The sequence below is a fragment of the Candidatus Goldiibacteriota bacterium HGW-Goldbacteria-1 genome, from assembly GCA_002839855.1.
In the GTDB taxonomy this organism is placed as follows: Bacteria; Oederibacteriota; PGYV01; order PGYV01; family PGYV01; genus PGYV01.
Genome location: PGYV01000003.1, coordinates 89,867 through 106,172, shown reverse-complemented (window position 1 = coordinate 106,172; position 16,306 = coordinate 89,867). Strand labels below are relative to the sequence as shown.

Sequence of the window (16,306 nt, the reverse complement as noted above, 5' to 3'; positions counted from 1 at the left end):
TTGTTAAATTTAAAGGTTTTATCCCCATCATAAGAAATAACAGCGGCAGATTATATACCCGCATCACAAGCGCCCCAAAAGAACACCGTAAAAATACAGTATCAATAGAATTACATTACATACCGGTGTTTACAACTCAGATACCGCGGAAAGATAAACTGTTTTTCAAAAAAACTGTATCAGTTTACCTTCTTTGATTTTACGCCCAGATTTTCAACGCACTTTGAGTCCTTTCCTTCAATATTAATAAAACAAAGGCCTGTTTCATAGTATTCGCCGGACTTGCAGCACCACATGACTTCACAAATGGCATTTATTGGTCTGGCAGAACCTTCAAGTGCCACATCAAGCAGAAGCACATCGCCTTTTTCAACAGGCGCAGGCATCAAAACGCAGACACCGCCCCTGCTTATATTTTTCGCCGTGGCAGACCTGTATCCAAGGTCTATGGAGCTTATATATTCACCAAGCTTTTTGTATGAAGCTGTAGCATTGCACTCAAATCTTTCAGATGTCCTGACTTCCCTGCGCTGCAAAGCCATCAATGCCTCCTGATAACACCCTAATGGATGTTTAGACTGCCTGACACATATGTTTTTAGATTTTCCAGATCTTCATCTTCAAGGCCTAAAAATTTCAAACCTGCTTCAAATTCAGAACCTGATTTGGCGCACCATTTCACTTCACAAAACGCACTGATAGGTTTTTCAGATGTTTCAAGTTCCAGCCCCACTTTAACGATATAGCCTTTTGTTATTTTGCGGGGAGCGCTGATACATAAGCCGCCATTTGATATGTTCTTGGTGGTTGTCTTTAAATATCCTGTACCTGAAAGGTCAATGGGTTCTCCAAGCACTTTATATATTGCCTGGGTTTCAGCATTTATTCTTGTGAATTCTCTTTTATTCTGAGGCATTTCAACCATTTGATGACCCTCCTCTATATTTTAACCAATTCTATCAGAAAATACCTAAAAGTCAATACTTAAGCGTTTAAATTCATTAAGTCAGAGGGACGGAAGCCCGGATGCACGGAGGGACGGAAGAGCAGCAAACATAAAACATCAGGCTAAACGGTAAGTTCCCGGCCAACTATAAAAGAGAGTCAGTTAATCGCTTTTGCATATTTGCATATAGCTTAAACTGCTAACCCCCATCCACACTCTTACAATGCGCTGTCTTGAAAAGGGCCGTGATTTATTGTATTATGTTTTTATGGATAAAACTTCGTTACGAAAAAAACTGCGCGTGAAGCGTAACTGCCTTCCCCAAACAGAGCTTGCTCCGCAAAGCAGGCTTATAATTAAAAAACTTTCAGGGCTGATACCCTTTAAAAAAGGCATGACAGTCATGGCCTACATCAGCACACAAAGTGAAGTTAGAACAGCCCCCCTTATAAATTACCTGCATAAAACCGGCGCCACAGTCTGTGTTCCCTGGGTGCGCGGCAATGATATTGTCCCTGTAATTTTAACAAAAGGTAATCATTTAAAAAAAGATGCTTATGGTATAAAGGTACCCGTCATTAAGAAAGTAATAACAAATATGAAAAAAATAGACGTTGTAGCGGCGCCAGGTATTGGTTTTGACATACATGGAAACAGAATTGGCTTTGGAAAGGGTTATTATGACAGATTCTTAAAAAAGCTTCCTTCCAAAACAATCAAAGCCGCTCTTGCTTTTTCCTGCCAGCTGGTAAAAAACATTCCCGCGGAAAAGCATGATATTAAAATGGACTTTATCATAACCGAAAAAGAGATTGTAAACTGCAGAGATACGAGGTAAAAACCATGAAAACGCCCGAAAAACTTCTTTCCAGACGCCTTGGATATAAAGGAAGAATAATAACTGTATTTAGCGACGTCATAAGCCTTAAAGGGCGCAGGCTTAAACGCGACCTTATCACACACCCCGGTTCCGCGGTGATTATCCCGGTTCTTGATATAAATAAAAAAATAATCATCCTGATAAAACAATACAGGTACGCCGCAAAACAATATATGGTGGAAGTGCCTGCCGGTACAAGGGACAACAATGAATCTACCCTTGCGTGCGCCAGGCGTGAAATTATGGAAGAGACCGGCTTTACCGCGGAAAGATTCAAAAAAATCCTGAACTTCTACCCCACCCCGGGAGTAATGAACGAAAACATGGATATTTATATAGCCACAGGTTTAACCCCCGCGGTTAAAAAACCTGACTGGGACGAAGACATTAAAGTAATTACATTAACGCTTGATAAAGCGCTTGAGATGATAGATAAAGGCAAGATTCGGGATGCAAAAACCATAACAAGCCTGCTTATGCTGGACAGGATATACAGGACTTTAAGCCTGAAAAAAAGATATTTAAAATAATCCGGTTAATGTATTTTGATAAACTTGGATGCAAAATTTAAGAATGATTGTCAGTTACAGAAAAAACACTTCCCCTTTAATTTCTTTCCCGCATTCAGTCATAATTGTGCCTTTAGATGTCACATTTAACGCCTTATATATTTTCACAGAACCATTTTTAATAACCTTAATCTGCCTGCCTTTAAGACTTTCCTGATACCTTACCCACCGCGATATAAGCTGCGCACGCCCGGTTTTAATATCCGCAAGATTTTGGTCTATCCGCTTTAATACACCGCAAAAGAATTCATCTATATCTGTTTTTTTACCGGTAAGTTTTGATAATGAAACAGCATTAATCCCTTTACCCGCAGGAACGCGGTTATTTAAATTAATGCCAACCCCTGTCACAATTCTGCCGTTATAGGAGTCGTTTTCTATAAGGATACCGCATATTTTTTTTCCGCCTACAAGCACGTCGTTGGGCCACTTTATTTCCGGTTTTACGCCGTAAGATTTCAGGGTGTCCGCCACCGCTACAGATGACAATATGACAAATAAAAAAGGCATTTTTATTTTCTTATGGATTATAAACGAAAACCACAGCCCTCCCCTTGCGGATATCCACGATGCCCCTTGCTTACCTTTGCCGTATTTCTGCACAGCAGCCACGGCAACAGTCCCGGACGGATTGCTGTTATTAATAAGATAATTATTTGTGGATTCAATTGTATCAAAAACAATAACATTATTAAGAAGTTTGTTTTTCAGGACAGCTTCAATAGGGTTGATTTTCACTGATTCTTCCGCCTTAAAAAAAGGTTAATTTATCATCCTTAAGCTTATGTCCATTGATGGCGGAGAATGGGTAATAGAGCCGATAGATACAAAATCAGGCCTTGTCTTAACCACGTCACGGATATTGCTCATATTAATGCCGCCTGACACTTCAATTTTGGAAGGTATGCCTGACTTGCGCACCATGGGAATCGCCCTGTGCAGCATTTCAACGTTCATGTTATCCAGCATTATTATATCCGGCTGAAGTTTTATCACTTTTTCCAGCATCTCTATTGTTTCGACTTCTATTTCAACTTTCATCTCTTTTGGTATCCAGCGCCTCATGTCCACATACGCTTTTTCTATATCAATCTGCTTTAAGTGGTTGTTCTTGATAAGCACCGCGTCATAAAGCCCCATTCTATGATTAACTCCGCCGCCTGTCTTTACGGCATATTTTTCAAGCAGCCTCATCAGCGGGGTGGTCTTTCTTGTATCAAGTATTTTAACCCCGTATGGCCTTGCTATATCAACAAATTTGCTTGTATATGTGGCAATTCCGGATAAGCGCTGGATAATATTAAGAGCCAGCCTTTCGCCGGATAAAAGCGCCCTTGCCCTGCCCTTTACCGTTGCCAGTATCTCTCCCGGCTTTACCCATGTTCCGTCTTTCTTCTTAAATGTGACTTTTATATTTTTATCAAGCACCTGAAAAACCCTTTTCGCCACAGGAAGGCCGCATATAATACCGTGATCTTTTGCGACAAAAACAGCCTTTGTTTCCGCAGACTGCGATATAAGCACATCTGTGGTAATATCACCGGCTCCAATGTCTTCTTTTAAAGCCAGCTTTATTATTTCGTTCATTTCTTTTTCAAATTTTTTAAGCATTTCCATACATATCACGCAAGCCTTTCCAGCAGTTTTATTTTCTTCTCTTCATCAGCTATATCTGATTTCAATTTTTCTATTTTCGCGTTTTCTTCATCCACAAGTTTTTTCGGCGCATTTTCCGTAAACTTGGGGTTAGAAAGTTTTGTTTCTATTGACTTTATGCCGTTATTAAATTTCTCTATGGCTTTTTTTGCTTTTTCTGTTTCTTTTGCCGTATCCACTTTTCCTTTCATGTCAATACCGGCAAATCCTAAATCTTTTACTTCCCTGCCTGCCACATTTTCCCCGGTCTTATCCGTAAAGTTAAGCGAGCTGAGTTTTGCAAGAGTTATCATTATATCCCTGTTGGCTTCCACCAGCGCTTTATTATCCGTTACAATATAGCCGTCAAGTTTTTCAGCCGGGGATATGTTAAACTGCCCCCTGGCGTTTCTTAAAACGTAAATGGCATCCATAACCGTGTCCATTTCTTTGGCGTCAAAATTAAAAGGTTCATGCACAAACGGCCAGCTTTCTTTCATAATACTTTCTTTTGCTCCGGCAAAACCCATATGCCCGTAAATTTCTTCGGTTATAAACGGTATATACGGGTGCATTAATATAAGCGAATCCTTTAATACTTTGGCAAGCACTGTCTGAACAGTATTTTTATAATCGGACCCTTCTTTATAAAGGTCTATCTTTGCTATTTCAAGGTACCAGTCACAGAAATCGTGCCAGAAGAAATCATATAATAAAAGCGAAGATTCCGAGAATTTAAAACTTTCCACCGCGTCAGTCACTTTGTCCACCACAGAATTTAAGCGTGATAATATCCACTTTTCCGGAAGCTTTAGCTGCGCTTTATCAAGGTCCACAGCTTTATAACCTTCCAGATTCTGTTTTACAAATTTAGCGGCGTTCCATATCTTGTTCATGAAGTTGCTGTAGCCCTTAAGCCTGTCTTCTGAAAACGCTATATGGCGCGTGGCAGTTTCCAGCGTTGCCATGGTAAAGCGCAGCGAATCCGCGGAATACTTTGAAATAATATCAAGCGGGTCAACCACATTGCCTTTTGATTTGCTCATTTTTTTGCCTTCTGAATCGCACACAAGCGAATTTATAACCACGTGCGCAAAAGGAGGCTTTTCCATAAATTTTATACCCGTCATTATCATCCTTGCCACCCAGAAAAACAGAATGTCCCAGCTGGTTACAAGGACAGATGTGGGATAAAAAGCCTTTAAATCCTTTGTATCTTTAGGCCAGCCAAGCGTTGAAAAAGGCCATAATGCAGAAGAAAACCATGTGTCCAGGACATCTTCATCCTGGGTTATTTTCAGGCTGCCGCATTTGGGGCAGCCTGCAGGAGTTTCCTTTGAAACTATAATTTCGCCGCATTCACAGTACCATGCGGGTATACGGTGCCCCCACCACAGCTGACGGGAAATACACCAGTCTTTTATATTATTCATCCATTCAAAATATACTTTTTTCCACATATCAGGGGTAAACTGAACTTCACCGTCTTCCACCGCTTTTATGGCGGGTTGGGCAAGCGGTTTTATCTTTACAAACCACTGGGTGGAAACATATGGTTCAATTACGGTATTGCAGCGGTAGCAGTGCCCCACAGCGTGCTTGTGATCTTCTACTTTGACAACAAGCCCCTGCTCTTCAAGCGCTTCCATTATTTTTTTTCTGGCTTCAAACCTGTCCATGCCCTGATATTTAGCGCCGGCATTTTCGTTCATTTTTGCGCTCTCATCCATTACCTTTATCATTTCAAGTTTATGTTTTAGGCCTATCAGGAAGTCATTCGGATCGTGCGCAGGTGTAATTTTTACCGCGCCTGTGCCGAATTCCTTATCTACATATTCGTCTTTAATTAAAGGTATTGCCCTGCCTGTTTCCGGCAGTAATATCATAGTACCTTCAGGAATATCTTTGTATCTTGGGTCATCGGGATTAACCGCCACAGCAGTATCCCCAAGAAGCGTTTCAGGCCTTGTGGTTGCCACCTGAATAAAACCCGGTTTATCCTTATAAGGGTATTTTATGTGATAAAAATGTCCGTCTAAATCTTTGTGTTCCACTTCAATATCAGATAACGCCGTATGGCAGCGCGGGCACCAGTTGATTATATAGTCGCCCCTGTATATAAGTTTTTCATTATAAAGCCTTACAAAAACCTCTTTTACGGCTTCTGAAAGCCCTTCGTCCATTGTAAAACGTTCGCGGCTCCAGTCCAGTGAGCTTCCAAGTTTTCTTAACTGCATCATGATTGTCGTGCCGTATTTTTCTTTCCATTCCCACACGCGCTGTACAAATTTTTCACGGCCCAGATCATGCCTCTTTTTTCCTTCTTTTTTCAGTTCGCGTTCCACCACATTCTGCGTGGCAATACCCGCATGGTCGCAACCCGGCACCCACAATACATTAAATCCGCGCGCCCTTTTATAGCGGCATAAAATATCCTGCAGCGTGTTATTAAGCGCGTGCCCCATATGAAGCGAACCCGTGACATTCGGAGGCGGTATAACAACACAAAAAGGCGGTTTGGTTGAATTTTCATCCGCCTTAAAATAACCTTTTTCTGTCCAGAAAGAATATATCTTTCCTTCTATTTCTTCGGGAATATATTTATCCAACACGAACTCCTTTATTTTTTGAACCGATAAACGGGAAATAATTTATCATCTTTAATTATAAAAATCAATTTGTAATTTTAATCAGCTCTAAGAATGCCGTCTATCTTTATATGGCCGGCAAGCGTTTCCGCTTCTTTGCCGTCTATTAAAAATCTTACTCCGTTTACTTTTGCAAAGTTTTTCATAATCGTATTCACAATAGCGTACACCGCGTGGTTTTCCGCCGATGTGCCGCCTTTAAAATTAGCGGTAATTCCGCTGTCAAGGTCGACATAACAGATACCGTTCGGGTCCATAAACACTTCCCTGACCGCGCTTCCGTGCGGTATGTATGTAAGATACCCTTCAGGAGGAGCGGAGAAAAGTATTAAAAGCACCTGCTTAATGCGGTTTTCCATCAGCTTATTTTCAAATATTTCCGTCTTATAAACCAGAAATTTTTCCGTTTCAGTGTCCGTAAAATATATATCCACCGGGCTTTTTTTGTCACCGTCGCTGTAAACCTTAATCGCGGCAATTACACTCTGCGAATCACTTTTTACCGCGCCTTTTTTTACCGCCAAAAACACGGCAAGGGCTGCTGCCAGCACACAAATTAAAATTAGAAAAACTTTTTTACTCATTATTTCACCCTTAAATAGGCAAGTATGCCTTCTTTTATATGATAGGCGATAGAATTTAATACTTTATCGTCCTTCAATGCCGAGGCATCATCTTTATTATTTATATTTCCCGTTTCTATAAGTACAGCCGGCATATCAGCGCCATTTAAACAGTATGACCTGGTTTTTCTTACCCCGCGCGACGCAAGCGGAAGAATATCATTGCCCGACGATGCAGTATTTTTAGACTCCGGTATCAGCGAGGCCGAAAGGTATTTTGATATGGACTCGGCCGCTTTTGCCGACTGTCCCATGTGTTTTTTTTGAACATCATCCCACTTTACCACCAGTTCCCCGTTTCCCTGTGCCGGGAAAGGCGAATAAAAATGATAAACCGCGTAACCTTTTATATTTTCCTGCGGCAGATTGTCGCTGTGTATGCATACAAAAAAATCCGCCTTGCTGTTATTTGCGATGCCAACCCTGTCTTTTACATTAACAAAGGTATCATCCTTTCTTGTAATTATGACTTTTAATGAATTCCCTGAAGCTTCCAGCTTCTTTTTAACCAGCAGGGCTATCTTTAAATTTATGTTTTTTTCCTGCATTGCCCCGGCTGACGCGCCCCATTCCCCCCCGCCATGGCCCGGGTCAAGCACCACCACTGTCTGATAATTGTTTTCCGGTTCTTCTGATGCGGGCGGCATTGTTGACTGCGCCGCATAGCAGGAAATACTGAAAATAATAAATAATACAGCTGTAAGTATTTTTTTCATTTTTATCCGTTACTCCTGGTAAAAAAACCCATGTTCCTGAATTTATTGTACCTGTCATCAAGAAGCTTGTCAGCAGGCGTATCCATGAGTTCCTTAAGATTCTTCACAATTGCTGTTTTAAGATTTGCTGCCGTTGCATCATAATCCCTGTGGGCACCTTCAACCGGTTCTTCCACTATTTCATCTATGACTTTTATTTGTAACAAATCCTGCGCAGTCGGCTTTAAAACTTTTGCTGCTTCCGCGGCTTTTGTACTGTCTTTCCAAAGAATGGCCGCAGCACCTTCAAAAGATATAACACTGTATGTGGCATACTTTAACATAAGTATCCTGTCTCCGACACCCACGCCAAGCGCTCCGCCGCTTCCGCCTTCGCCTATTACACAGACAATTATCGGCACCTTTATTCTTGCCATTTCATGAAGATTTCTTGCAATAGCTTCCGCCACCCCGCGCTCTTCGCTTTCCAGACCGGGATAAGCGCCGCTTGTATCAACAAATGTCACTATTGGCACATTAAATTTCTCTGCTGTTTTCATCAGCCTTAAAGCTTTTCTGTACCCTTCAGGCTGCGCCATTCCAAAGTTTCTAAAAAGGTTTTCTTTTGTGTCTTTTCCTTTCTGAAGCCCTATAAGCATAACCGGAATACCGTCAATTTTTGCGGTTCCGCCCACCATGGCTTTATCGTCTTTAAAAGCCCTGTCCCCGTGCAGCTCCTGGAAATCGGTGCACATTAACGAGACAAAATCCAGCATTTTGGGCCTTCCCACATGCCTCATTATCTGAACTACCTGCCAGGAAGAAAGATTTTTATAAATATCCTGCCTTAAAACTTCCATCTTTGCTTCAAGAGTTTTAATCTCCGCATCGGCATTAATCTTGCCTTCAGCGGATAAAAGTTTCAGTTCCCCTATCTTCTTTTTAATTTCAAGTATAGGTTTTTCAAATTCAAGTGGTTTGTCAACCGGCATGTGGGTTCTCCTTAAAAGTAGCTTATATAAGTCAGCCTTAAAACTCTGGAATGCCTTACGTCATCTTCACCAAGCCCGTATTTTAATATTACTTCAATGGTTATAGGTTCAAACCTGTAACTTATTCCGCAGTTAAGATTTAATGAACTGTCACGGAACAGGCTGTCTACTTCGGCAGAAATCATAAAATCCTGTGTAATGGCAAATGCCGCGCCGGCCCCCATGTCCATGCTCATAATAATATCGCTGAACTGACTTGTATAAACTGTACCCGTCAGCTGCATAAAAGCAGAACCCAAAGCAATCTCTTTTGTTACGCTTATGAATACCCCTCTTGTATACATATCCAGGTAAGATTCGCCTTCATACCCTATAGCTATGGCAGGTACTCCGCCTTCATCATCGGTTATCCTGAATTTGCCCAGAAGTTTAGGCGGCAAGACCACCTGAATCTGTCCGTTTCCCACTAAATTTGTTACATTAAGCGCGGCGCCTATCATAAGCCTGTCAAAAACACCCACATATATCCTGTTCAAAACACCGCCGCCGGCATAAAACTTAACATCATAACGCAGTTCAGCCTTAAGCATAGAGTTTGCCGTGGGAACATCAACAAGTTCTATATTCCTTGCCTGTGTACCAAAAGAACAAACAGCAAAAAACAAAATAAGGACAGTACTAATTATACCTTTTTTCATGGAATTTCCTCCGTATTTTACGGTTTTTCAGACAGGCGTTTCTGTTCTTCTTCCATCTTAGCAAGCCTTTGATACTGCTCATCCTGTCTGACTTTAAGGAATTTTATGCTCTCTTCAGCTTTTTTTAGATTCCTTAAATGAACTATGATAACAAAAAGAAGGGCTAAAATAAAGGATAAAATAACCGCGGACACGTATTTTGCCGTATTAAAGCCGGTTTCCTGAATATTCACAAGCGAATCCAGCTGCTTCTGCTGTGCCGGTATTAAACCGGTTACAATTTCATCCTGTTGTTTCTCTATTACGCCTGTGCGTTCAGACAGCAGAATTATGGTTTTTTCCGCCCTGTTTCTTGACATTTCCGCCTGCCGTTTAATATTTTTTTCTAAAGCGTTAATATAATTAAGCAGCTGGTTATATTGTTTGTCGTCCATGTATTTGGGTTTTTTCACCGTATTAAGTATTGAAATTTCTTTAAAGTTCGCCCTTTCTTTAACAATCAGGTCATAAAGGCCGGAATACTTGGGGTTGTTTGGCTTTAACTGCAGCGCCCTCATGATAAACACGGTGGCGTCATCAAGTTTGCCGTCCATGTAAGCAACGGCTGCCTGTGAAAAATACTTTTCCGGATCAACCGCGTCAGTTTTATCCTGGGCAAAAACAAGTATGGGAATTAAAAACATCACAAACAGGATAAATACTTTTTTCATTTTTTTAGGCTCCGTTTACTTTATTTTACGCAATTTTTCAAGCCTTTCCTTAAAGATTACATATTCAGCCGTCAATGCGGCTGCCGTTCCCGCCTCTTTAAGGGCATCTATTGCAGCTTTATATTTACCATCAATATATAACAGTTCTGCCTTTTTGTAAAACATTTTCACTTTATCCTTCATGGCAGATGGCTTTGCGGCAAGCACCGCCGACCTTTCGCTTTCAAGGCCGCCGGAAAAAGCCGCTATCTGCACATTATACTGCGTACCATTTTCCAGCCCTGTAATTATAAAGTCCATATCAGCCTTGCCTTCTGTTTCCTTTTGAATTGTATCGCCATTTTTGGGTGTTATATAAAGCCTGTACCGTGTAATCTTCCCCGAAACAGAGCTCCACTTTACCAGCGCTTTTGTATCGCCGGAATATACCGCGCACTTTACAGGAGCCGGTATATACCCCGTGACAGGCCTGTCAAACTGATATAACGCCTCTATCCTATGGGTGGCCCCAAGCGAGCTTGTGTGGCCTATAAAAGCATAATCTACCGCAAAATCCCCAAGAATAATACCTGCTCCCGCGGTAAAAGCGGGTGCTATTGTCTGAAAACCCGCGAAACCCGTTCTTAATGTAAACATCATAAGGCTTTTTGACAACCCCACGGAATAATTATAAAAATCAGCATTACTATCCATTATATAGTCAAAGTCGCCTGATAATTCAAAACCTGAATAACGCAATGCAATACCCGCGCTTAAAGCAGAATCAATATCCTCTTCCAGCCCGTTTTCATGCCTTAACCTTGCGTTTATGTCCTTATAAACCGCCCCTAATGAAATTTGTTCCAGAAACCAAATATCCTTTATTACCGTAATCATGCCCAGATCCGCGGTCAATGCCGATGCCTGACCGCCGTAAGATGAAACCAGATATTTCACATTAAAGCCGCCGCCAAAGTAATATGAATCCTCCCTGTAAACAGGTACAGATAATGTAAGCTGATATGTGTATTCCCCCGTGTTTTCCCTGTACATTGTCCCGGCAGAAGCAGCAACCGAAAGATAGGGCCTTATATATCCATACAATACCCCATACATATCCTGAGCTTTTGTATTTGCAATGTTCCCATACATTAATGATAGACCCGACGATTCTGAAATAAAAAGAGATGCCGGATTATTAAATACAGAATCTGCGCCAATAGACTTTGCCGTGCACGCATAGCCGGCGCCGGCTGATACCGCACCGGGCTGCTGAATTGCGCCTTTTTCAAAAGCCGCAAAAACACAGGAACACATAACGTTCATAATTAAAACCGATAAAACAAACCTTTTCATATGCCCCCGTGTCCGTCTTTTATTTTACTTAATAATTCTTTTGCCGGCATAAAATCAGGTGAATTTTCTAAAACTTTTTTCAGTGTCTCCGATGCTTTTATAGTATTATCTAACATAAAATAAGCAAGCGCAAGATTATATTTTACATACATATCGTCCTGTGAAGGCGGTGCTTTTTCAAGCAATAAAACGGCCTTTTCATATTCTTTCTGTTCAATTAAAGCCTTGCCCATATTATTCATCGCCGATGTGTTTAAAGGGTTTATTTGAAGCAGTTTAGTATAGTTTTCTGCGGCTTTGTCAAAGTTTCCATCCCTGAAATACAAATTACCACGGTTAAAAAGTGCGCCTTCAAAATAAGGAAATAACCGCAGCGCATTGGTGTAGTACTCCTCTGCCTGTGCTGTCCGGCCGATGCCCGACATAACAAGGCCCGCGTAAAAAGAACCCTGATAATCATTTTTAATATGGCGCTGAAATAATTCCGTGTAAAGCGCCGCATATTTTGCTTTTCCCGCATTGATATATGAAGACATCTGATATACCAGATGATTTCTCATAAAAATATCGCCCGTTAAAATGATATTGAAAAATATAATTACTGACGCTGCCGCGATTATAAAAATCGGTTTAATACTGATGATGAATATATCCTTTCCAAAAACCGCCGCACTAACAAAAAAAAGCACGGCAAAATAAGGTATATTAAAAGGGAAATGCGTAAAAGCGCATGCAAGAATAGCAGACAGCGCCATAATTGCCGTGTAGTTACGCGCGCGGCAGAGAGCTGCCAGCGCGGCAATTACGGCAAAAATAAAACACAGGAATCCAAATATACCCGTTTCCGCAATAATCTGCAGATAATCATTATGCGCATACGCTTCATCATGCGGAGTTAATGCCTTATTGTCCTGTTTTTCAAATACAAGTGACTGATAATAAGGCGACTGCACCCTGAAATTCGCCGCCCCAATTCCAAACAAAGGCTGTGCCGCAGCCATTTTTACAGAAGCGTTCCATAAAAACAGCCTTATAGAAACAGATTCCTTTTTCCCGTTCAATATAAAAACAGAAAATACGGCTGCCGCCATTACTATTATAACTGACAGAACAAGCGTTTTCTTTTTGTCCTTTGACTGTATTATTAATGCCGCGGCTGATACAGCTGCAAAAACAGCTATCCCCGCTGCGCTGCCGGTTAAAAGCACCGCTAAAACCGACAGCAGATACAGTAAAATTTTAAGTTTATACCCGGCATTAATATTTCTTTGCAGGATAAACGGCGCGGAAAAAACCAAAAAAACCGCAAAATTATCAGGATTTCCAAACAATGAATATATCCTGCCGTAAAAATAATTTTTAAAGAGCATTTCGGCGCCAAAGGTAAAAAAGACTGCCTGTACCAAGCCGGTGATTACAGACACGGCAGCGGCCAGTACAATTATCAAAGACGCTTTTTTTACATTTACCTGTATAGACTGCACCACAACTGTAATAAAAAGAATATTCAAAAACAAATACAGCTGCTCTGCCTTTAAAACATTATTTAATTCCCTGTTAAAAATCCCGGATAAAGAAAGCGCCGCCGTCAATGTTATCAGAGCAAGCGCCATAAGACTTAATTTCTTACCGCCGTAAAACATGCCAAAGAAAACTGCCGCAGAAACATAAATACCAAGGCATATAAGTTTTACGGTATGATTTTCATAAAAGACAGCGGTTGCCCCGCCAAACAACAGAAAAACAGAGATGAAAGATAAAATTAAAATTTCTATAATTTTAGCCGGATAATTTTTTACGCCTCCGGCACGCATCATTTATTTATCATTCTTTTCCGTAAGGAACTTCTTAAGTTCCTTAGTAAAAGCGTTTATGTCCTTAAACTGCCTGTAAACAGAGGCAAATCTTACGTATGCCACTTCATCCATAAGCGCAAGTTTTTCCATTATAATATTCCCGATAACCGTTGAAGGCACTTCTTTTTCCATCTTGCTGTAAAGCTGTTTTTCTATTTCATCCACCACTTCTTCAAGCTGTTCCACAGATACAGGCCGTTTTTCACACGCCTTTATCAATCCGTTTAATATTTTCTTGCGGTCAAACGGCTCGCGCCTGTTGTCTTTTTTAACCACCATGGGCAGGGAATGTTCTATCTGTTCATATGTGGTGTACCTTTTTGTGCACTTAAGGCACTCTCTTCTGCGCCTTATGGCTTCACCGTCTTTGCTTTCCCTGGAATCAACAACTTTATCCGATTTATGGCTGCAGTAAGGACACTTCATCTTATTCCCCTCCCTGACAATTTTTCAAGTTCAGCAATCGCCTTTTCATCTTTAGGAAAAATAGAAAGCATCCGTTTATAGGTGTCTGCCGCCATCTGCAGGTTGTTAATATTTTCATACAGCATGGCAAGGTTATAATACCCTTCCCTGTACTGCGGCCATAGTTCAAGCGCCCTGTTAAAAGTATCTTCTGCCATCTTAACCTTTCCGCTGTTAAAATAAATTATCGCCAGATTACTGAAACTGGAAGACATGGATATGTTGTCCCTGTACCATAGCTTATCAGGTTCCACCGCTTTTTCATAATATTGCCTTGAGCGTTCCAGAAATTCCGCAGTCTGTTTTTTATCTTTTGCGTTTCTGCCGGCCAGCATGTGAATATAACCAAGGTAGCTGTATGGGGTGGCAAATAACGGGTACATTTCCGAATACTTTTGGCATAAATTCGCCGCCCTTTCAAATTCGCCGGAATTTATAAAAACAGTTGCCAGATCAAGCGCAAAATAAGCGTTATTGGGATCCCTTTTCATGGCTTCATCGTAATATTTTACGGCTTCATTGTAACCATTTCTATCCACTTTTTCCCCAAAAAACTTGTAAGAACGCGCTATATTATTGTAATTATACCCGTTTTTATCATTCAATTTAAGCGTGTGGGTATGTATATTTATTGCCTGCTGAATAAAGTGTTTCACCCGTGCGGTGTCCTGTTCGGCCCTGGCGCACCGTTCAAAACCTATTCCGTATTTTACCCAGTAAATTTCCCTGAACGGATTCATCTTTACGGCTTTATTATAAAATTCCAGCGACCGCTGTTCTATCCCCTGCGTCTCAGCCGCAATATTGCCCACTTTATAATACATATCAGCAGCCCAGTAACGGGTCAGCATTGCTGTTAACGCAAGTGTAAGGAATGCCGATGTCCACACAAATAAGACGGTGTTGTTTTTTATAAACGCAAGCGGATGCCATGATGTTCTGCTGTTAATCCCGCCCATTATAAGAATCACCGCGAGGGCTATCCAGAACATAAAACCATATGCCACAACCGTATAATTAAAAAGGCCCTGTATAAAATATGCTATTACCATCATGAAAAAACCGAAAGCTATATACCTTCTTGTGGTATTTTTTTCGCCGAAAACCACATTAAAAGCTTTTTTAAAGAAAGCCGCCAAAAGCAGCATATACATACCAAAACCCGCTATTCCCTGCGTGGAAAGGTACTGTAAAAAAATATTGTGGGTCTTTTCAGGAGTTCCGTTCCACTCTATCCTCCAGTATTCCGGAAGCCGGTAATATGGAAACATTACCTGAAACGTATCAAGCCCTTTCCCCAGTATGGGATTGTCCCGAAACATCATAAGCGCGCTTTTCCAGATATATACCCTGGGCGTCTTATTTACACCCTCTGTGAAGATAAATGTTATCCTTGTATAAAGATCCCTGAAAGCTTCCTGCACCTTGTCAGAAAAAACTGCGGTTACACCAAATATAATTACAAAACCCAAAAACCAATATTTATTGGATGCAAAAATTCCATTTTTTTCTTTTTTAGAATCTATGAATGTATAAATTATCACTAAAATAAGCGTAACAATAAAACTTAAAAAACCCGCCCTTGATTTTGTCAGAAAAAGTATTACCACAGCGGCAACAAGCATAAACAGGACTGCTGACTTCTTAAAGGTATCTTTGGTAATAAAGAAGAGGATAAAAAATAGCGGCAGGATTTCCACCAGATACGCCGCAAGAAAGTTAGGGTTGCCCAGCGTTGAAAAGAACCTTCCCGGGTTATATGTTTCCGGATTCCACCTGATAAAATCAATGCCAAAATTCTGCGCGAAACCGTAGGCGGTTATGAATACAGTGGCTGTAATTGTCAGGGTTATTATTTTTTTAACAGAACGGTCTGTCCCGGTAAAATTGACAAGCAGAAAGAAAAAGACCGTGTAATTAATCACGGTTAAAATACCCTCAAAATCCTCGTATACTCCGAATAACGATACATTCAGATTTGCGGTGACAACCGTTGAGAGCAGAGAAACCGCCAGAAGCCCAAGCACCGGAAAATCAAAAGCGGTTTTTACAAAAGAAAACCCGCCGTCAATTATTATTTTTATAAGCCATACCGCGGCTCCCATAATTGTAAAAAATCTGAAAATATACATTTTATTAATTTCGAAAACATCATTAGTCCTTGTATAAAAAATAACCGGTATAAGCAGCACCATTGACAGCACCGCAAGTTCTATAAATTTTCCTCCAAGTTTCCTGGTATCCATTTTTCCTC

The 16,306-nt window shown here is 40.9% G+C and carries 16 protein-coding genes; 2 read left to right on the top strand and 14 right to left on the bottom strand.

The features are described 5' to 3' along the window. Window positions 1–179 precede the first annotated feature (179 nt). Both CVV21_03525 and CVV21_03520 read right to left on the bottom strand, forming a co-directional pair. Window positions 180–542 carry a hypothetical protein gene (locus CVV21_03525; GenBank protein ID PKL92394.1) on the bottom strand — a complete coding sequence of 121 codons (363 nt, stop codon included), beginning with the start codon at window positions 540–542 and terminating at the stop codon, window positions 180–182. Between the two features lie 20 nt (window positions 543–562). After that, window positions 563–925, bottom strand: coding sequence for a hypothetical protein (locus tag CVV21_03520; GenBank protein PKL92393.1), 363 nt, complete (start codon window positions 923–925; stop codon window positions 563–565). Between the two features lie 244 nt (window positions 926–1,169). Between CVV21_03520 and CVV21_03515 the strand changes: the two genes are divergently transcribed. Together CVV21_03515 and CVV21_03510 are read left to right on the top strand one after the other, a co-directional pair. After that, window positions 1,170–1,784, top strand: coding sequence for a 5-formyltetrahydrofolate cyclo-ligase (locus CVV21_03515; GenBank protein PKL92392.1), 615 nt, complete (start codon window positions 1,170–1,172; stop codon window positions 1,782–1,784). Between the two features lie 5 nt (window positions 1,785–1,789). Beyond that, a complete protein-coding gene (locus CVV21_03510; protein ID PKL92391.1) occupies window positions 1,790–2,356 on the top strand; it encodes an ADP-ribose pyrophosphatase in 567 nt (188 codons plus the stop codon). Between the two features lie 54 nt (window positions 2,357–2,410). On the opposite strand, the gene CVV21_03505 is transcribed toward CVV21_03510, so the two are convergent. From CVV21_03505 to CVV21_03450, 12 genes are all read right to left on the bottom strand, one after another. Continuing rightward, entirely contained in the window at window positions 2,411–3,133 is a 723-nt protein-coding gene (locus tag CVV21_03505) for a biotin--[acetyl-CoA-carboxylase] ligase (protein ID PKL92390.1), read from the bottom strand. 24 nt (window positions 3,134–3,157) lie between these two features. Next, window positions 3,158–4,021, bottom strand: a complete 864-nt coding sequence (gene nadC / locus CVV21_03500; GenBank protein ID PKL92389.1) for a nicotinate-nucleotide diphosphorylase (carboxylating) — start codon at window positions 4,019–4,021, stop codon at window positions 3,158–3,160. Further along, a complete protein-coding gene (locus CVV21_03495) occupies window positions 4,018–6,654 on the bottom strand; it encodes a valine--tRNA ligase (GenBank protein PKL92388.1) in 2,637 nt (878 codons plus the stop codon). Before CVV21_03495 ends, nadC begins: the two co-directional genes overlap by 4 nt. A 62-nt stretch (window positions 6,655–6,716) precedes the next feature. Continuing rightward, window positions 6,717–7,262 (bottom strand): hypothetical protein, encoded by a 546-nt coding sequence (locus CVV21_03490; protein PKL92387.1) that lies wholly within the window; start codon window positions 7,260–7,262, stop codon window positions 6,717–6,719. Then, on the bottom strand, window positions 7,262–8,017 hold the full coding sequence (locus CVV21_03485; GenBank protein ID PKL92386.1) for a hypothetical protein: 756 nt from the start codon (window positions 8,015–8,017) through the stop codon (window positions 7,262–7,264). The genes CVV21_03490 and CVV21_03485 overlap by 1 nt, the downstream gene beginning before the upstream one ends. Before the next feature lie 2 nt (window positions 8,018–8,019). After that, entirely contained in the window at window positions 8,020–8,988 is a 969-nt protein-coding gene (locus CVV21_03480) for an acetyl-CoA carboxylase carboxyl transferase subunit alpha (GenBank protein PKL92385.1), read from the bottom strand. A gap of 11 nt (window positions 8,989–8,999) precedes the next feature. Next, window positions 9,000–9,686: a hypothetical protein gene (locus CVV21_03475; GenBank protein PKL92384.1), complete on the bottom strand. Its 687-nt coding sequence runs from the start codon at window positions 9,684–9,686 to the stop codon at window positions 9,000–9,002. A 17-nt stretch (window positions 9,687–9,703) separates the two neighbouring features. Next, the gene (locus CVV21_03470; protein PKL92383.1) at window positions 9,704–10,396 is read right to left on the bottom strand and encodes a hypothetical protein; all 693 of its coding nucleotides are present in this window, start codon (window positions 10,394–10,396) and stop codon (window positions 9,704–9,706) included. Window positions 10,397–10,411: 15 nt separating this feature from the next. Next, a complete protein-coding gene (locus CVV21_03465) occupies window positions 10,412–11,731 on the bottom strand; it encodes a hypothetical protein (GenBank protein PKL92382.1) in 1,320 nt (439 codons plus the stop codon). Further along, window positions 11,728–13,548: a hypothetical protein gene (locus CVV21_03460; protein PKL92381.1), complete on the bottom strand. Its 1,821-nt coding sequence runs from the start codon at window positions 13,546–13,548 to the stop codon at window positions 11,728–11,730. Before CVV21_03460 ends, CVV21_03465 begins: the two co-directional genes overlap by 4 nt. Next, the gene (locus CVV21_03455) at window positions 13,549–14,013 is read right to left on the bottom strand and encodes a transcriptional regulator NrdR (protein PKL92380.1); all 465 of its coding nucleotides are present in this window, start codon (window positions 14,011–14,013) and stop codon (window positions 13,549–13,551) included. It lies immediately after the preceding gene. Beyond that, the gene (locus CVV21_03450) at window positions 14,010–16,298 is read right to left on the bottom strand and encodes a hypothetical protein (GenBank protein PKL92379.1); all 2,289 of its coding nucleotides are present in this window, start codon (window positions 16,296–16,298) and stop codon (window positions 14,010–14,012) included. The genes CVV21_03455 and CVV21_03450 overlap by 4 nt, the downstream gene beginning before the upstream one ends. Between the last annotated feature and the right edge of the window lie 8 nt (window positions 16,299–16,306).

Coding starts and splice junctions, on each gene's coding strand:
- CVV21_03525 (PKL92394.1), bottom strand. CDS start 542: ATGGCTTTGCAGCGCAGGGAAGTCAGGACATCTGAAAGATTTGAGTGC.
- CVV21_03520 (PKL92393.1), bottom strand. CDS start 925: ATGGTTGAAATGCCTCAGAATAAAAGAGAATTCACAAGAATAAATGCT.
- CVV21_03515 (PKL92392.1), top strand. CDS start 1,170: ATGCGCTGTCTTGAAAAGGGCCGTGATTTATTGTATTATGTTTTTATG.
- CVV21_03510 (PKL92391.1), top strand. CDS start 1,790: ATGAAAACGCCCGAAAAACTTCTTTCCAGACGCCTTGGATATAAAGGA.
- CVV21_03490 (PKL92387.1), bottom strand. CDS start 7,262: ATGAGTAAAAAAGTTTTTCTAATTTTAATTTGTGTGCTGGCAGCAGCC.
- CVV21_03485 (PKL92386.1), bottom strand. CDS start 8,017: ATGAAAAAAATACTTACAGCTGTATTATTTATTATTTTCAGTATTTCC.
- CVV21_03480 (PKL92385.1), bottom strand. CDS start 8,988: ATGCCGGTTGACAAACCACTTGAATTTGAAAAACCTATACTTGAAATT.
- CVV21_03475 (PKL92384.1), bottom strand. CDS start 9,686: ATGAAAAAAGGTATAATTAGTACTGTCCTTATTTTGTTTTTTGCTGTT.
- CVV21_03470 (PKL92383.1), bottom strand. CDS start 10,396: ATGAAAAAAGTATTTATCCTGTTTGTGATGTTTTTAATTCCCATACTT.
- CVV21_03465 (PKL92382.1), bottom strand. CDS start 11,731: ATGAAAAGGTTTGTTTTATCGGTTTTAATTATGAACGTTATGTGTTCC.
- CVV21_03460 (PKL92381.1), bottom strand. CDS start 13,548: ATGATGCGTGCCGGAGGCGTAAAAAATTATCCGGCTAAAATTATAGAA.
- CVV21_03455 (PKL92380.1), bottom strand. CDS start 14,013: ATGAAGTGTCCTTACTGCAGCCATAAATCGGATAAAGTTGTTGATTCC.
- CVV21_03450 (PKL92379.1), bottom strand. CDS start 16,298: ATGGATACCAGGAAACTTGGAGGAAAATTTATAGAACTTGCGGTGCTG.